Below are 17250 nucleotides of genomic sequence, written 5' to 3'. Positions count from 1 at the left end.
GACCACTCTTCTTTCCATCTTCCGTGCGCCCATTTTGGCGCACGTTCACTTGACCGTCCTGACCTGCGCAAAGGTGCCCGGGTCGGATGTCATCGGCACGCACGATTCCCTCTCCCGCCGTAGGCCAACGCGGCTGATTTCAGCTGCCCAAAAGCCAAGGGAACACGCATGCATCTCGAAGAGAAAATCGCACCTGTCCGCCATGGGATGCGCGCTGCCGCGCGCCCCGTCATCACCGGTTCCTCACATTCGTTTCCGGACACCAGGACCAGCCAGGACGACCTCTGGAAGGAATTCTTCCTGGAGCATTACGACGGTTTCCCGCTGGCCCGCCGGATATTCGAGAATTCCGGAATCAGCTCCCGCTCCACGGCCGTGGACCCGCGCGCCGAGCGGGCGGTGTCCGGCTGGAGCACCGGGCAGCGCATGGAGCGCTACATCGAGGAGGCCGTGCCGCTGGGCAAGCGCACCGTCTCCGCGGCCCTTCAGTCCGCGGGCCTCGACCCGTCGGACGTGGGCATGCTGGCCGTCGCCTCCTGTACCGGCTACACCACGCCCGGTCTCGATTTACGGCTCGCGGACGAGCTGGGCATGAGCAGCAAGGTCCAGCGGCTGTTCATCGGCCACATGGGCTGCTACGCCGCCGTCCCCTCGCTCGGCGCCGTCTCCGACTACGTCGCCTCGCGCGGCCGTCCCGCGGTGCTGCTCTGCCTGGAGCTGACCTCGCTGCACGTCCAGCCGCCCACCCAGGACATCGAGCAGATCGTGGCGCACGCGCTGTTCGCCGACGCCGCCGCGGCCGTCGTCCTGGAGCCCGACGCCGGCTCCGGCTACGAGGTCATCGACGTCGTCGCGGTCACCGACCACAGCACCGCCGACCTGATGAGCTGGCAGATCACCGACCTCGGCTTCAAGATGGGCCTCTCGCCGAGGGTGCCCGACGTCCTCGCGCAGCACGTCGGCGAGGTGGTCCGCGATCAGCTGCTCGCCCCGCACGGGCTCACGCCCGAGGAGGTCACCGGCTGGGCCGTGCACCCGGGCGGCAAGCGCATCCTGGAGGTCGTCGGCGAACGGCTCGAACTGCCCGCCGGCGCGCTCGACGCCTCCTACGGCGTCCTCGACGAGTGCGGCAACTGCTCCTCGCCCACCGTCCTGATGGTCCTGGAGCGCCTGCCCCGCACCGAAGGACCGGTGGTCGCCATGGCCTTCGGCCCCGGCCTCACCCTCTACGCGGCCCTGCTGCGCCGGTCCTGACACCGGCCGGGGCACCGACGGACCGCACTCCGTCGGCGCCCGGAGCACCTTCCCGCACGACCCACGGACACCACCCCAAGGACGCACGGAAGGAACAGCTGCGCCATGCCCACCCCGACCTCACCGGGCCAGGTCTTCGTCACCGGCACCGGACGCTGTGGCTCGACCCTGGTCTCCGAGTTACTGCGCGAGCACCCTCAGGCCCTCAGCCTGTCGGAGCTCTTCAACCACCTCACCGACATGTACCGGATCACCGCCCGGGTCTTCCCCGAAGGCCCCCTCACGGCGGCGGAGTTCTGGTCCGTCCTGTCCTCCCGCAACGCCGTCAACCGACTGCTGGGCGCCAACGGACTCGCCCCCAGGGAAGTCCTCTACCGCCCCTCGGCGACCACCCGGTTCCAGGCCGACACCGGTGTCCCGGCCGTCCTGATGACCACGCTCCCCCACCTCTCCGACACCCCGGACGAGCTGTACGACGAACTCCGGGCGGCCGTCGCCGAGTTCCCGGACGCCCGGGCCGGCGAGCACTACCGGCGCATGTTCGCCTGGCTGTGCACCCGCTTCGGCAAGACCCTGTGGGCCGAGCGCAGCGGCGGCTCGCTGATCCTCGCCGGACAGTTCCGCGAGCACTTCCCCGACGCCCGCTATCTGCACATCGTGCGCGACGGCCGGGACACCGCGCTGTCGATGAGCCGGCACACCGGCTTCCGGATGGCGGCGGTGGTGATGGCCCTGCATCTCACCCTCGGCCACGACCCGTACGCCGACACTCCCGCGCAGGACGCCGAACGGGACCTGGGCTTCGTACCGGACGAGCTGCTGCCGTTCCTGCCGGACCGTTTCGACGCGGACGCCGTGCGCGACTACCGGCTGCCGGTCTCGCTGTTCGGCACGTACTGGGCCGACGAGATGCAGCGCGGCATGGAGGCGATGTCCGTGCTGCCGCAGGAGAACGTGCTGCACGTGTGGTACGAGGACCTGCTCACCGCACCCGAGGAGTCCCTGCACCGCATCGGCGAGTTCCTCGGCCCGGACTTCGTGGACACCGACTGGGAGCGCCGCAGCGCGGCCAAAGTGGGCGCGCCCTCGTCGTCCTGGCGGGACCTGCCCGACGCCGAGCGCGAGGAGCTGGACCAGGCGTGCGCCGCCGGGTTCTCCGTACTCGCCGCGCACGGCGTCGTCCCCATGGCCGGCACGACGGCAAGGAGCAGCGCATGAGGACCCCGCCGACCCCGGGCGCCACGGTGTGGCTGACCGGGCTGCCCAGCTCCGGCAAGACGACGCTCGCACAAGCACTGGCAAGCCGCCTCACCCGGGAGGGACACCGGGTCGAGGTCCTCGACGGCGACGAGATACGCACCTTCCTCAGCGCCGGCCTCGGCTTCACCCGCGAGGACCGGGACACCAACGTGCAGCGCATCGGCCTGGTCGCCGAGGTGCTGGCCCGCAACGGCATCCTGGTGCTGGTCCCGGTCATCGCGCCGTACGCCGACAGCCGCGAGGCGGTCCGCAAGCGGCACGAGGCGAGCGCCACCCCGTATCTGGAGGTGCATGTCGCAACTCCCCTCCAGGTGTGCGCCGTACGCGATGTGAAGGGCCTGTACGCGCAGGCCCGGGCCGGACGGCTGTCCGGACTCACCGGGATCGACGACCCCTATGAGCCGCCCCAGACACCGGACGCGAAGGTGGAGACCCAACTCCAGTCCGTGGACGAGTCGGTGACCGCCGTCCATGCGCTCATGACGCAACGGGGGCTGCTATGACGACGGTTGCCGCCCGGCTCGGGCACACCGACGTACTGGAGGCGGAGGCTGCCTACATCTTCCGGGAGGTGGCCGGGGAGTTCGAGAAGCCGGTGCTGTTGTTCTCCGGCGGCAAGGACTCCGTGGTGATGCTGCATCTGGCGCTGAAGGCGTTCGCGCCGGCGCCGCTGCCGTTCGCGCTGCTGCACGTGGACACCGGGCACAACTTCCCGGAGGTGCTCGCCTACCGGGACCGGGTGGTGGCCGCACATGGACTCACCCTCCATGTGGCGTCCGTACAGGACTACATCGACCGGGGTGTGCTGCGCGAACGTCCCGACGGCACCCGCAATCCGCTCCAGACGCTGCCGCTGCTGGAGGCGATCAGCGGCGGCGGGTTCGACGCGGTGTTCGGCGGCGGACGGCGCGACGAGGAGAAGGCGCGGGCCAAGGAGCGGGTCTTCTCCCTGCGCGACGAGTTCGGCACGTGGGACCCGCGCCGCCAGCGGCCGGAGCTGTGGCAGCTGTACAACGGCCGTCATCTGCCCGGCGAGCATGTGCGCATCTTCCCGCTGTCCAACTGGACCGAGCTGGACGTGTGGCAGTACATCGCCCGCGAGGGCATCGAGCTGCCGTCCATCTACTTCGCGCACGAGCGTGAGGTGTTCCTGCGGTCCGGGATGTGGCTGGCGCCGGGCGACTGGGGCGGCCCGCGCGGCGGCGAACCGGTGGAGAAGCGCCGGGTGCGCTACCGCACCGTCGGCGACATGTCCTGCACCGGCGCCGTCCTGTCCGAGGCCTCCGGGGTCGACGAGGTGATCGTCGAGATCACCGCCTCCCGGCTCACCGAGCGCGGCGCCACCCGCGCCGACGACCGGCTGTCGGAGGCCGCGATGGAGGACCGCAAACGCGAGGGGTACTTCTGACGTGACCGCCGATCTGACGGCCCTCGGCCAGCCCCCGCACTCCACTGCCCATTCCACCGCCGCGCTGATGGTGCGCGGCATCTTCCAGGAAGCCAGGTCCCGGCTGACCGCCGGGTCCGGCGCGCAGAAAGGACGCGTGACCCCCATGGCCACCGACCGGCCCTCGGAGCCGACCGCGGCCGAGGCGGACCTGCTCCGCTGGGCCACCGCCGGCTCGGTGGACGACGGCAAGTCCACCCTCGTAGGGCGGCTGCTGCACGATTCGAAGTCCGTCCTCGCCGACCAGCTGGAGGCCGTCGCCCGCGCCTCCTCCGGCGAGGGCCCCGACCTGGCCCTGCTCACCGACGGGCTGCGCGCCGAGCGCGAGCAGGGCATCACCATCGACGTCGCCTACCGCTACTTCGCCACACCCCGGCGCCGGTTCATCCTCGCCGACACCCCGGGACACGTGCAGTACACCCGCAACATGGTCACCGGCGCCTCCACGGCCACGCTGACCGTGATCCTCGTCGACGCCCGCAAGGGCGTGGTCGAGCAGACCCGGCGGCACGCGGCCGTCGCAGCGCTGCTGCGGGTGCCGCACGTGGTCCTCGCCGTCAACAAGATGGACCTCGTCGGCTACGAGGAATCCGTGTTCCGGGGCATCGTCGAGGAGTTCGACCGGATCGTCACGGAACTCGGCATTCCCGAGGTCACCGCGATCCCGATCTCCGCGCTCGCCGGTGACAACGTCGTCGAGAAGTCCACGCGCATGGACTGGTACGACGGCCCGACCGTCCTCGCGCACCTGGAGACCGTCCCCGTGGCGGACGAGGTGACCGACGGACCCGCCCGGTTCCCGGTCCAGTACGTCATCCGCTCCGGCGACGTCCGCCTCTACGCCGGTCAGCTCGCCTCCGGCGCGCTGCGGGTCGGCGACCGGGTCACCGTGCTGCCGTCCGGGCGCACCACCACCGTCACCGGCATCGACGTACTGGGCGAACCGGCCGAGCTGGTCCGCTCACCGCAGTCCGGCGCACTGCGGCTCGCCGACGACATCGACGTCTCCCGGGGCGACCTGATCGTCCCGGCGGCGGCGCTGCCCGCGGTGTCCCGGGACGTCGAGGCGGCCGTGTGCCATCTGCACGAACGGCCGCTCAAGCCCGGCGACCACGTGCTGCTGAAGCACACCACGCGCACGGTGCGCGCGGTGGTCCGCCGGATCAACGGGCCGGGCAGGCTCGACCTGAACGAGATCGGCCAGGTCGCCCTGCGCACCTCCGAACGGCTCGCGTTCGACCGGTACGAGGACAGCCGACGCACCGGCTCCTTCGTCCTGATCGACCCGGCCGACGGCTCCACGCTGACCGCGGGCATGGTCGGCGCGACCGCTCCGGGACCCCCCGATGCGGCTGCCTGAGCATCGCCCGGCACTCCACCGCTCCCGGCGTCCGCTCCGCGCGGCCCTGGCGCTGCTCCTGCTGCTGTTCCTGGCGGCGGGCTGCGGCTACGGGTCCCGGGCGCCGGTGGCGGCGGCACCGGCCGTGGGCACCGGACCACCGCTGTCGGCGGACGAGGTCTCCGTCGGCTACTTCGCCAACGTCACCCATGCCACCGCGCTCGCCGGGGTCCAGAAGGGCTGGTTCACCCGCGAGCTGGGCGGCACCCGGCTGCGCACACAGGTCTTCAACGGCGGCCCGTCGGCGCTGGAGGCGCTCAACGCGGGCGCCGTGGACATCGCGTGGATGGGACCGTCGCCCGCGGTCAACGGCTATCTGCGCTCCGAGGGGCGCGGTCTGCGGATCGTCTCGGGCGCCGCCTCGGGTGGGGTCGCGCTGGTCGTCGACGCCGACGCGAAGGTGCGCGGCACCGACGTGCGGGGCCTCAGGATCGCGACGCCGGAGGCGGGCAACACCCAGGACGTCGCGCTGCTGCACTGGATCCGCGAGCAGGGCTGGGAGGTGGACCCGCGCACCGGGCGCGGTGACGTCACCGTGGTACGGCAGTCGTCCAAGGAGATCCCGACCAGTTTCCGGCGGGGCACGATCGACGGGGCATGGGTGCCGGAGCCGGTGGCGGCCCAACTCGTCGCCGCCGGCGGACGGGTGCTCCTCGACGAGGCGGACCTGTGGGACGACGGCGCGTTCGTCACCGCCCTGGTGGTGGTGTCGCCGACCTTCCTGGCCGAGCATCCCGACGTCGTCGAGGCCGTGCTGCGCGGTTCGGTACGCACCAACGCCTGGCTGAAGAGCCGTCCCGACGACGGGAAGGCGGCCGTCAACGACGCCATCGAGAACGTGACCGGACGGCCACTGGAGCGCGGCGTCCTCGACGCGGCCTGGCGGCATGTGACCCTCACCGACGATCCCCTCGCCGCGACGCTCGCCGAGGAGGCCGAGCGGGCCGACGGGCTCGGGCTGCTCGACGGCAACCGTGCGGCCCTGGACGGAATCTTCGATCTGCGCCCCCTCAACCGGGTCCTCGCCGAACGGGGCGAACCGGCCGTGGACGACGCCGAACTCGGCGTCAGGGCCACTCCGACCACCTGAACCCGAAGGATTTGATCCCATGTCAGAAACGGCGCTGCGGGCCCTATCGTCGGCCCGCCCGATCGCCCTGGCCGAGGCGGAGGAGCCGGCCGTACGGCTCACCCATGTCTCCAAGTGGTTCGACACCGCGGGGCGGCGCCAGACGGTCCTGGACGACATCGATCTGACCGTAGGCCGCGGGGAGTTCGTCTGTGTGTTAGGCGCCTCGGGCTGCGGCAAGTCGACGCTCCTCAACCTGGTAGCGGGACTTGACCGGCCCTCCGCGGGCGCCATCGAGGTCACCGGCGGCCGACGGCCCGCGCTGATGTTCCAGGAGCACGCCCTGTTCCCCTGGCTCACCGCGGGCCGCAACGTCGAACTCGCCCTGCGGCTGCGCGGAGTGCCCCGGAGCGAGCGGCCCGAGGAGGCCCGCCGGCTCCTCGAACTGGTCCGGCTGAAGGACGCCTACGGCAAGCGTGTCCACGAGCTGTCCGGCGGTATGCGCCAGCGCGTCGCCCTGGCCCGCGCGCTCGCCCAGGAGAGCGATGTGCTGCTGATGGACGAGCCGTTCGCCGCGCTCGACGCCATCACCCGGGATGTGCTCCACGAGGAGCTCACCCGGATCTGGACCGAGAACAACCTCACCGTCCTGTTCGTCACTCACAACGTCCGCGAGGCGGTGCGGCTCGGGCAGCGGATCGTGCTGCTGTCCTCCCGCCCCGGCCGCGTCGCCCGCGAGTGGACCGACTCCGACCTCCCGGAGGCCGCGCTGACGGCCCGGGTCACCGACGCTCTGCGGGAGGAGATCCGCCGCCATGGGCGCCGGTGAGACGGTGGCGACCAGGAAGAACGCACCGGAGGCCCAGGAGACCGCGGCCGTCGAGGCCGGTCTCGACGCGCTGGACAGCGCTCCCGTCGGCTCCGCCCGGACACCGTTGCGGCAGATCCTGCGGGAGCGGGTGCTGCCGCCGGTGGCCGCCGCCGCGCTCGTCCTGCTGGCCTGGCAGCTCGCCTACGAGGCCGAGGTCAAGCCGCACTATCTGCTGCCCTCGCCGACGGACGTGTGGCGGGCCCTGTCGGACCAGTGGTACGAGGGCACGCTGTTCTCCACGGTGTGGACGAGCATGCAGCGCGGCGCCCTCGGCTTCGCGGCGGCCGTCGTCATCGGCACGGCGCTGGGACTGCTGCTCGGCGCGGTGCGGTCGCTGCGGGTCGGGATCGGTCCCGTGCTGTCGGGGCTCCAGTCGTTGCCATCGGTGGCGTGGGTACCGGCGGCGGTCGTGTGGTTCGGGCTCACCGACGCCACCATCTACGCGGTCGTCCTGCTGGGCGCCGTACCGTCCATCGCGAACGGGCTGCTGGCGGGCGTGGACCAGGTGCCGCCGCTGTACCTGCGGGCCGGCCGGGTACTCGGCGCCACCGGCCCCGCCCGGGTCCGCCACATCCTGCTGCCCGCGGCGCTGCCCGGCTATCTGGCGGGGCTGAAGCAGGGGTGGGCATTCTCCTGGCGGTCCTTGATGGCGGCCGAACTCATCGCCAGCTCCCCGGAGTTGGGACTGGGCTTGGGGCAACTGCTGGAGAACGCCCGCACGTACCAGGACATGGCCCTGGTCTTGGCCACCATCGCGGAGATCCTGGTGGTCGGGATCACGGTGGACCTGATGCTGTTCGCGCCGTTGGAGAGGCGGGTGCTGCAGTCGAGGGGGCTGGCGGGGGCGCGGTCGTGACGAGGGGGGCGCAGGCTGCTGTACTGACCCAGTGAGTGTGAGCGCCGGTTCGGAATCATCGTGGCTGCTCCGGCTGGCACCGTCGTCCGCCGTGCCGCCGCAACCGGCGTGTCCCCCGGAGACGCTGGCCATCGCCGAAGTGCCGCTGGGTCCGGGACCGGTCGGCTGGGCCGTCGAGGTGGCGCGGGACATGGCGGCGCACATCGTGCGGCAGGTGCCCGAGCACGGCACCCCCGGCGCGTACCCCCCGTTCCAGCGGGCGGTGGAGGCCACCGTCCTGACGGCCCTGCGGGGCCTCGCCACCGAACCGGAGCCGAACGCCTCCCTGGTGGCGCCGCACGCGGTGGCCGGAATCGCCGAACTGGCCCGCCGCAACGTCCCGTTGGACCGGGTACTGCGCGGCGTGCGGCTAGGCCATGCCTATCTGCACGCACGACTCATGGAGGCACTCGACAAGGAACCCGAGGACATCCGCGCCCAGGAGGTCCACCGGATCAGCGAGTTGCTCTTCGTCTACGCCGACGTCCAGTCCAGCCGCCTGGCCGAGGAGTACGTCGCCGAACGGGACCGCTGGCGACGCAGCACCGAGGCCGCCCGCCGTCGAACGGTGGACGACCTGCTGTCCGGACGGTCGATCGGCGGGCCGGTCGCCGCGCGCACCCTCGGCTACGAACTGGCCCGCCACCACGCGGCGTTCATCGTCACCTCCCACTCCCAGGACACCTCCCCCGACGAACTGCGCCAACTGGCCGCCGAATTGTGCCGAGCGGCAGGCGGCGAGAGCCTGCTGGCCGTACCGGACGGCACCACCGAACTGTGGGCATGGGCCTGCTGGCCGGCCGAGCCGCCCCGCGACGCGCTGGCCGCCCTGCCCGCGCTGGTCCCCGAGCGCAGACCTCTACGGGTGGCGCTCGGACCGGTCGGCTACGGCGTGGAGGGCTTCCGGCGCAGCCACCGCGGCGCCCGCGAGGCCGAACGCGTGTCCCGCCTCGGCCGTACGGGCTGGCTGTGCGACTACACCGACGTCAGCACGGCGGCCCTGCTCACGGCCGACGCGGAACATGCGCGGTGGTTCGCGGCACGGGTGCTGGGGGCGTTGGGGGCCGACGATCCACGGATGCGGGAGCTGCGGGAGACGCTGCGGGTGTACCTCGCCGAGGGCCGGAGTCCGCAGGGGGCGGCCGAACTGCTGTTCGTGGCGCGCAACACGGTGACGTATCGGGTGCGGCGGGCCCTGGAGTTGCTGGGGCGGCCGCTGGAGCAGGATGCGCTGGAGCTGCGGATGGCGCTGGAGATCGCGCGGTTGTTGGGGCCGGGGTAGGGAATCGGAAGCGCGGCCTGGGATCACGGGGCATGGGCCCGACATCCCAAACAGCGGTCGGAGTTTGGGCTGTCGGCCCAAAGCCCGAAAAGCGTCGTCGCCGTTCACTGCAACGGAAGACCAACAGCACCTGACACGCGCCCCCATCGCGTACGCACCCGCAGCCGTACCCCCTCACTCCCCGGGATCCGCCATGCCCTCATCCCCTGCCACTCCTGCCTCCCCTGCCCGCCGTACTTTGCTGCGCACCGCCGCTGCCGCCTCCGCCCTGCCCCTGCTCCCCACCCCCGCACACGCCGCGCCCCAGCCGGCGAGCCGTGGCACCGAGCTGATCCTGCTCGGCACCAGCGGCGGCCCCGTCCCCATGCACGGTCGGGCAGGAATCGCGTCGGCGCTGGTAGTCGACGGCCGCGCATACCTCATCGACTGCGGCCCCGGCACATTCGGCCGATACGCACAGGCCTGGCTGACGGCCGAACAACTCACGGCGATCTTCGTCACGCACCTGCACTCCGACCATCTGTCGGACCTGTACGCCCTGTTGTGGCTGAGGTTCGGCGGATTCCAGCCACTGGAGAACCCGGTACACATCTACGGCCCGGGTTCCGCAGGGAATCTCCCCGCAGTCTGGCCGAAGGGCCGCACGGTGCGCACCGTCGCTCCATCGGAGCCCGCACCCGGAACGGAGGACCTGATCGCCGGGCACATCGCCGCCACCGCGTACGACATCAACGTACGCATGCGCAGCGAGGGCTGGCCCGACATCCGCACGCTCATCCGCCCGCACGACGTTCGCTTCCCGATGCCGAAGGGCGCGGGCCCGCGGAAGCTGATGGCGCCACCGATGGAACCGTTCGAGGTGATGCAGGACGACCGTGTTCGCGTAACCGCGGTACTCGTCGAACACCCGCCGGTGTTCCCCTCCTTCGCCTTCCGCTTCGACACCGCCGACGGCTCAGTGGTGTTCAGCGGCGACACCGCGCCGTGCGGAAACGTGGCGCGGCTGGCGCGCGGCGCGGACGTGCTGGTGCACGAGGTGATGGACCTGGACACGCTGGCCCTGGGCGGACTGCGGCCGGCGCAGCTACGCCACATGGAGATCAGCCACACGGACGCGACCCGCGTGGGCCCACTCGCCGAACGCGCCGGCGTGGGCACGCTAGTGCTGTCGCATCTGGTCCCCGGCGCCACGAACATCGTCTCCGACCAGACCTGGCACACCAAGGCGAGCAAGGGCTACTCGGGCCGCGTGATCGTCGGCAACGACCTCGCGCGGCTGCCGGTGGGATCCCCGCGGACCTGACTGGTGCGGCACAACTCGTCCTGAAACTCGGTGGTTTGCGGTGCGTCGGGGTGGGGGGCGGCGGATACTGGCGCCCTGCGTAGGACCGCTCGGGGTACTTCGGGGGTACGAGGGTGTTCAAGGGGCGTCTGGCCGGTATCGGCGTCGGGGAGTACGCGTCGGATGCGCATCGGCGGCTGGATCATGCGGTGGGGGATGTGGAGGCGTTGTCCCAGCTGCTGGGTGCGTACTTCGACGGGGAGCCTTTGCGGAATCCGACGGAGGGCGAGGCACGCGACTACCTCCGCTCCCTGCGCGGCACGCTGCCCGCCGACAGCGCGCTGGTGGTGGCGTGGAGCGGCCACGGAAGCCTGCCGGCGGCGGGCGGATTGCGGTTGTTGGGCTCGGACAGCGGCCCGTACGCGAGCGACGGCGTCCCCCTCGTCGATGTCGTACTCCCCTGCGCGGAGTCCGGCGCCAACCAGCTCCTCTTCGTCTTCGACACCTGTTTCTCCGGCGACGGGATCTCGGCGGACGACCTGGCGACGCTGATCATGCGGGAGACGCAGGCGGCGGGGCGGGTGTGGGTCGGCGTCGTCACGTCGTGCTTGCCGCCGGAGAAGGCGCGGGACGGGTTGTTCGGGCAGCGGTTACGAAAGATCCTTACCAAGGGCCCTGACTCGCAGGTACTGCGTTTGCGGTGGTCAGTTCACAACAAGTACGTGCGGGGCGACGACGTGTGCGACGCCGTACTGAAGGAGTGGGGCAGCGGCGCGCAGACGCCGGACTTCCGGTCCAGGGGGAGCGCCGGGTGGATGTTCCCCAACCCGCTGCACGATGCCGGGGCTCCCGAAGCGGTGGTCGAGCATCTGCTGCGGGCGGCGCGCAGTGGTGACCGCTTTGAGGAACAGTCCTGGTTCACGGGGCGCACGGCGGAAGTGAACCAGGTCGTGGAGTGGGTTCGGGAGGGGCAGCCCGGTCTGCACGTGGTGACGGGCGCGGCGGGCACGGGCAAGTCGGCGATTCTGGGGCGGGTGGTCAGCCTGTCCAACCCCGACGAGCGTCAAAGACTCCTGACGGACGGGCATGAGTGGAGCCATGTGCTGCCCAGCGAGCGGTCGGTGTCTGCGCATGTGCACGCGCGTGGCCTGACGGCGGATCTGGCCGCCGACCAACTCGCCGGGGATCTGGTCCGGATCGGCTTGCTGACCGCCCGGGAGGCTCGGCGGAACGCCAGTGAGCTGGTGGGCGAGGTGCAGCGGGCGGTCGAGGACGGGGCGCCGCCGCCGGTGCTGGTGGTGGACGGCCTGGATGAGGCTCGGGGCGAGGCGTTCAAGATCGCGGATGATCTGCTGACGCGGTTGGCGGCACATGCGGTGGTCGTGGTGTCTACGCGTGACATGCCGCGTGGGGAGGAAGGCCCTGGGCTGGTGGCGACGCTGGCGCCGAAGGGGGCGGGGATCGATCTCAACGATCCTGCGGTGGAGCGGCAGGGGCTGGACGATCTCCGGGAATACGTGCGGCTGCGGTTGAGTGGTGTCGATGAGCGGATGGATGTGGGGGCGGTTGCCGGGCATCTGTTCGGGGCTGGGGAAGGCTCGGCGGATGTCCAACACACCTTCCTGCTGGCCCGGTTGGTGGCGGACCAGTTGTCCGCGGCGTCAGTCGACACGTCGGTGGACGGGTGGGAGGCGAAGGTCAGCCACTCGGTGGAGGAGGCACTGGACGCGGATCTGGCGGCGGTGCCGGCCGAGCGGGTTGAGGTGGCTAAGTCGCTGCTGCGGGCGCTGACTTGGGCATTTGGGGCAGGGTTCCCGGAAGAGGAGTGGCTGGCCGTCGCGGCGGCCGAGGCGCCAGAGAGCGTGGAGGTTTCCCGGGGAGACATCAGCTGGGTGCTTGAGCAGTTGGGGCGGCATGTGGTGCAGGACGGAGAGAGGGGTGTTGCTGTTTATCGGATGGCGCATCAGAGTCTTGCGGATCATCTGCGGCCGGTGTTTCGGGCGTCGCCTGAGCAGATCTTCAATCCCCGGGCCCTGACGGTGGCTAAGGCGTTGCTTGGGTTGTATCGGAGGCTTCTAGCGGCGGGGGTTCCGGCTGAGGGGCCGGTCTATCTGTGGCTGTACGCATGGCGTCATGCTGCGGTGGCGGGGCCGGATGGTCTTGCGCTGTTACGGAGGCTGGCGGAGGCAGACGATGCGCTGATGCCTGACGTTGGCATGGCGGCGCCGCTCATCGCCAATCGCTTCCTGTACTGGGGGAAACCAGCCGAAGCCCTGGCTCCTGTCGAGGAGGCTGTCGGCCTATATCGCGTCCTGGCCGGAGACAGTCCCGACTATCTCTCCAGCCTTGCCAGCGTGCTCAACGACCTTGGTGTTATCTACAGCAGCCTCGGTCGGCACGCCGAGGCGCTGCCCCTCACCGAAGAGGCCGTCCGCATCCGACGCGACCTTACCGAAACCGACCGAATCCACCTGCGCGATCTTGCAGGCGTCCTCAACAATCTGGGCATCCGCTACGGCGAACTCGGCCGACAAGCCGACGCGCTGCCACCCAGCGAAGAGGCCACCAACATGTACCGTGCCCTCGCCGAAACCAACCCAGCACACCTACCCAACTTCGCAAACGCTCTCAACAACCTCGGCGTCCGCTACAGCGAACTCGGCCGCCCCGCCGACGCCCTCCCCCCCACCGAAGAAGCCATCCGCATCCGACGCACCCTCACCGAAGCCAACCCAGCACACCTACCCGAACTTGCTGGCTCCCTGAACAACCTCGGCGTCCGCTACAGCGAACTCGGCCGGCCCGCCGACGCCCTCCCCCCCACCGAAGAAGCCGTCCGCATCCGACGCACCCTCACCGAAGCCAACCCAGCACACCTACCCGAACTCGCAAACGCCCTCAACAGCCTCGGCGTCCGCTACAGCGAACTCGGCCGGCCCGCCGACGCCCTACCCCCCACCGAAGAAGCCACCGACATCTACCGCGCCCTGGCCGAAACCAGCCCAGCACACCTACCCGAACTCGCAAACGCCCTCAACAACCTCGGCGTCCGCTACAGCGAACTCGGCCGCCCCGCCGACGCACTACCCCCCACCGAAGAAGCCATCCGCATCCGACGCGCCCTGGCCGAAACCAACCCAGCACACCTACCCAGCCTCGCAGGTTCCCTGAACAACCTCGGCGTGCGCTACCGCGAACTCGGCCGCCCCGCCGACGCCCTACCCCCCACCGAAGAAGCCGTCCGCATCCGACGCACCCTCACCGAAACCAACCCAGCACACCTACCCAGCCTCGCAAACGCCCTCAACAACCTCGGCGTCCGCTACAGCGAACTCGACCGCCCCGCCGACGCCCTACCCCCCACCGAAGAAGCCGTCCGCATCCGACGCACCCTCGCCAAAACCAACCCAGCACACCTACCCAGCCTCGCAAACGCCCTCATCAATCTCGGCATCCGCTACAGCGAACTCGACCGCCCCGCCGACGCCCTACCCCCCACCGAAGAAGCCGTCCGCATCCGACGCACCCTCACCGAAACCAACCCAGCACACCTACCCGAACTCGCCGGCTCCCTCAACAACCTCGGCATCCGCTACAGCGAACTCGACCAACTAAGCGACGCACTGGCCCCCGCCGAAGAAGCCGTCCGCATCCGACGCACCCTCGCCAAAACCAACCCAGTACACCTACCCGAACTCGCTGCCGCCCTCAACAACCTCAGCATCCACTACAAAAACCTCGGCCGCCCAACAGATGCGCTACCCCCCGCCGAAGAAGGCGTCCGCATCTATCGCACCCTCGCCGAAACCAACCCAGCCCACCTGCCCAACCTGGCAAGTTCCCTGAACAACCTCGGCGTCCGCTACCGCGAACTCGGCCGCCCCGCCGACGCCTTACCCCCCACCGAAGAAGCCGTCCGCATCCGACGCACCCTCGCCAAAACCAACCCAGCACACCTACCCGAACTCGCAAACGCCCTCAACAGCCTCGGCAACCACTACCGCGAACTCGGAAGATCGTCGGAACCGCTGTGGGAGGACATTCTCGGCGAGGCACCGCCGACCAACGCGGCTCATCTCCTGCTGTACCGCTCCTTCGACGCAAGTCCGGGCGACCCAAGCTCAGCAGCATGGCTCTCCCAGGTCCATCAGTCAGCAGTTGTCGAGAACCTTGAAGTTCGTGCGGTCCTGCACTCGGAAAGCCGTCGGCACCGCACAGCCGATCAGGAGACATTCGACCGCGAATGGCACCGGCTCACCGGCGCACCACCACCCGCATGGCTCACCCTCGATCCCGACTTGCTGGAGCAAGCCGAAGCCTGGATCGCCACCGAGAGCTACAGCGCCGAACGGGACTATCTCGCAGCGCACCCAGAACTACTCGCACCCGAGGCGGACATGTGTGTAGAGGAGGCACTGCTCACGGTCACGAGCGAAGCCGCCGACCGCTACCGCGACCTGCGCCACACGGCCCAGAGGGAAGGTGTGGACGTCGCGTATCACCCACTCCTCAGCTACATCCTCGCCTACGAGTTCGCCGCCGCCGAACCAGCAGACCAGCGCACCCTCCTGGAACAGCGCCGCGACGACCTGCTGAGCGACCTCGTTCTCGCCGCACTCTCCGATGACGAAGACCACCAGCTCATGCGGGCCAAAGCCCTGCTCACACTCGCCCAACTCGACGCAGAATCCGCGGCCTTCGAGGCCTTGGACGACCCTTCCCGCTTCTCCGCCCTCCTCCACGCCTCGGCCCGGCAGCCAAACCCGGCCATCCTGGAGGCAACCGCGCTCCTCGCACTCACCGCCACCACCGACGATGCCCTCAGAGCCGAAGCGAGGTTCCACCTCGCCATCGCCTCAGCAGACTCCGGCGACGACCAAGCAGCCGTCGACCTCCTGATCACCGCCTGCAACGCAACCCCGGCCCAAATCCCCACCTGGATCAACACCCTCGCCGAAATCACCCCCCACCACCCAACCGCCCCCACCCTCATCCCCCACCTCACAGCCCGCCTCCAGACCACGGACACCCCAGATGACCACTGACCTCGTAGTCGTCCTCCCCGGCATCACCGGCAGCACCCTCCGCATCAAGGACGACCTCATCTGGTCCCCCACCCCCGGCGCCCTCCTCAAGGCCATCAAAACCTTCGGCGGCTCGGTCAACGCCCTCCGCCTCCCCGAGGGCATCGGCGACGATCACCCCGGCGACGGCGTGGAACCCGTCGACCTGATGACCGACCGCCACCTCATCCCGGGCATCTGGACCCCGGTCAAGGGCTACGACCTGCTCCTCGACCGACTCCGCTCCCTCGGCTACCAGGAGTCCACCCCGAACACGCCCGGCAACCTCCTCCCCGTCCCCTACGACTGGCGCCTCTCCAACCGCTACAACGCCCGCCGCCTCAAGACGATCGTCGAGCCCGCACTCGAACGCTGGCGGGCACACCACCCAAGCAACTCCACCGCCCGACTCACCTTCGTCTGTCACTCCATGGGCGGCCTCATCGCCCGCTGGTACATCGAGAAGTGCGGCGGTGCCGAACTCACCCACAAGCTCATCACCCTCGGCACCCCCTATCGCGGCGCCGCCAAAGCCCTCGACCAGCTCGTCAACGGCGCCCACCAACGCCTAGGCCCCCTCTCCTTCGACCTCACCGCCTTCGCCCGCACCCTCCCCTCCCTCCACCAACTCCTCCCCGAGTACGCCTGCATCGAGGACCCCAAGACAGGAGTTCTCGCGACGACCACGGAACTCGGCGCAACCGTCCCGGAGTTGAACCGACGCCTCACCCTCGACGCCATGCGCTTCCACACCGACCTCCGCACCGCCGAATCCGCCCGCCCCGCCTCCCTCACCGCCACCCACGCCATCGTCGGCACCCAACAGAACACCCCCACCACCGCCCGAATCCGGAACAACTCCCTCACCCTGCTCCCGGACTACACCGACAAGACCCTGTATGGCGACGGCACCGTCCCCCTTGTCGCCGCCTGTCGTGCCGACGTCCCCATGGACAGCAACACCCTCCGCCGAGTCCCGGACCAGCACGGCAACCTTCAGCGCAACCCCGCCGCCCTCGACGAGCTCGAAGGCATCCTCACCGCGAGCGACGTCGTCGTCAGGGCCCCACGGGAGACGCAGCTGCGTCTCGACGTGCCCGAACTGATCACAGCAGGCGAGGATTTGCCCGTTCGGCTCACCTCCGCCAAGGGGTCCAGGAACGCCGTGCTTCTCACCGTCACCCATGAGTCCGGCAAGCCCGAGGAAACCCGGGTCGTGCTCGCCGGGCCCGAGCCGGTCGAGGCGCTCTTCGACGGGCTGCCGCCGGGGGCGTACACGGTCGACGCCACCGGGACCCGGCCTGGCTCGCCGATCGCCGCCGTAAGTGCGGACATCCTGGTGTGGGACTGAGACCGAGTCACCACCTGCCGTGCACATGGCGTCGGTAGTGTGTGCGCTCGTCAGTCGTAGATCGGCCTCAGGGACAT

General features: G+C 70.2%; 12 protein-coding genes. All 12 read left to right on the top strand.

Annotated features, from left to right (window positions below):
• The first annotated feature begins 168 nt into the window (after positions 1-168).
• The gene (locus BN159_RS29300; protein ID WP_015660632.1) at positions 169-1254 is read left to right on the top strand and encodes a type III polyketide synthase; all 1086 of its coding nucleotides are present in this window, start codon (positions 169-171) and stop codon (positions 1252-1254) included.
• A gap of 105 nt (positions 1255-1359) precedes the next feature.
• Positions 1360-2472 (top strand): sulfotransferase, encoded by a 1113-nt coding sequence (locus tag BN159_RS29295; RefSeq protein WP_015660631.1) that lies wholly within the window; start codon positions 1360-1362, stop codon positions 2470-2472.
• Positions 2469-3017, top strand: a complete 549-nt coding sequence (cysC, locus tag BN159_RS29290; RefSeq protein WP_015660630.1) for an adenylyl-sulfate kinase — start codon at positions 2469-2471, stop codon at positions 3015-3017. The genes BN159_RS29295 and cysC overlap by 4 nt, the downstream gene beginning before the upstream one ends.
• Entirely contained in the window at positions 3014-3922 is a 909-nt protein-coding gene (gene cysD, locus BN159_RS29285; RefSeq protein WP_015660629.1) for a sulfate adenylyltransferase subunit CysD, read from the top strand. Before cysC ends, cysD begins: the two co-directional genes overlap by 4 nt.
• A gap of 145 nt (positions 3923-4067) precedes the next feature.
• Complete coding sequence (locus BN159_RS29280) at positions 4068-5321, top strand: sulfate adenylyltransferase subunit 1 (protein ID WP_041822004.1); 1254 nt, start codon at positions 4068-4070, stop codon at positions 5319-5321.
• Positions 5308-6450, top strand: a complete 1143-nt coding sequence (locus BN159_RS29275; protein WP_015660627.1) for an ABC transporter substrate-binding protein — start codon at positions 5308-5310, stop codon at positions 6448-6450. The genes BN159_RS29280 and BN159_RS29275 overlap by 14 nt, the downstream gene beginning before the upstream one ends.
• A gap of 19 nt (positions 6451-6469) precedes the next feature.
• Positions 6470-7258, top strand: coding sequence for an ABC transporter ATP-binding protein (locus BN159_RS29270; RefSeq protein ID WP_015660626.1), 789 nt, complete (start codon positions 6470-6472; stop codon positions 7256-7258).
• A complete protein-coding gene (locus BN159_RS29265) occupies positions 7245-8156 on the top strand; it encodes an ABC transporter permease (RefSeq protein WP_015660625.1) in 912 nt (303 codons plus the stop codon). The genes BN159_RS29270 and BN159_RS29265 overlap by 14 nt, the downstream gene beginning before the upstream one ends.
• Positions 8157-8193: 37 nt before the next feature.
• The gene (locus tag BN159_RS47495) at positions 8194-9477 is read left to right on the top strand and encodes a PucR family transcriptional regulator (protein ID WP_041819989.1); all 1284 of its coding nucleotides are present in this window, start codon (positions 8194-8196) and stop codon (positions 9475-9477) included.
• A gap of 193 nt (positions 9478-9670) precedes the next feature.
• Positions 9671-10780, top strand: a complete 1110-nt coding sequence (locus tag BN159_RS29255; RefSeq protein ID WP_015660623.1) for an MBL fold metallo-hydrolase — start codon at positions 9671-9673, stop codon at positions 10778-10780.
• Positions 10781-10893: 113 nt separating this feature from the next.
• Positions 10894-15804 carry a tetratricopeptide repeat protein gene (locus BN159_RS47490; protein WP_015660622.1) on the top strand — a complete coding sequence of 1637 codons (4911 nt, stop codon included), beginning with the start codon at positions 10894-10896 and terminating at the stop codon, positions 15802-15804.
• Complete coding sequence (locus BN159_RS29245; protein WP_015660621.1) at positions 15794-17173, top strand: lipase/acyltransferase domain-containing protein; 1380 nt, start codon at positions 15794-15796, stop codon at positions 17171-17173. Before BN159_RS47490 ends, BN159_RS29245 begins: the two co-directional genes overlap by 11 nt.
• Positions 17174-17250: the final 77 nt, after the last annotated feature.

The organism is Streptomyces davaonensis JCM 4913, from assembly GCF_000349325.1.
Taxonomy (GTDB): domain Bacteria; phylum Actinomycetota; class Actinomycetes; order Streptomycetales; family Streptomycetaceae; genus Streptomyces; species Streptomyces davaonensis.
Note: the sequence above shows the minus strand (reverse complement) of the source record. Positions and strands in the feature narration are given on the sequence as shown.

Bases quoted from the DNA above. Each gene is read 5' to 3' on its own strand.
- BN159_RS29300 (WP_015660632.1), top strand. From the start codon at position 169: ATGCATCTCGAAGAGAAAATCGCACCTGTCCGCCATGGGATGCGCGCT.
- BN159_RS29295 (WP_015660631.1), top strand. From the start codon at position 1,360: ATGCCCACCCCGACCTCACCGGGCCAGGTCTTCGTCACCGGCACCGGA.
- cysC (WP_015660630.1), top strand. From the start codon at position 2,469: ATGAGGACCCCGCCGACCCCGGGCGCCACGGTGTGGCTGACCGGGCTG.
- cysD (WP_015660629.1), top strand. From the start codon at position 3,014: ATGACGACGGTTGCCGCCCGGCTCGGGCACACCGACGTACTGGAGGCG.
- BN159_RS29280 (WP_041822004.1), top strand. From the start codon at position 4,068: ATGGCCACCGACCGGCCCTCGGAGCCGACCGCGGCCGAGGCGGACCTG.
- BN159_RS29275 (WP_015660627.1), top strand. From the start codon at position 5,308: ATGCGGCTGCCTGAGCATCGCCCGGCACTCCACCGCTCCCGGCGTCCG.
- BN159_RS29270 (WP_015660626.1), top strand. From the start codon at position 6,470: ATGTCAGAAACGGCGCTGCGGGCCCTATCGTCGGCCCGCCCGATCGCC.
- BN159_RS29265 (WP_015660625.1), top strand. From the start codon at position 7,245: ATGGGCGCCGGTGAGACGGTGGCGACCAGGAAGAACGCACCGGAGGCC.
- BN159_RS29255 (WP_015660623.1), top strand. From the start codon at position 9,671: ATGCCCTCATCCCCTGCCACTCCTGCCTCCCCTGCCCGCCGTACTTTG.
- BN159_RS29245 (WP_015660621.1), top strand. From the start codon at position 15,794: ATGACCACTGACCTCGTAGTCGTCCTCCCCGGCATCACCGGCAGCACC.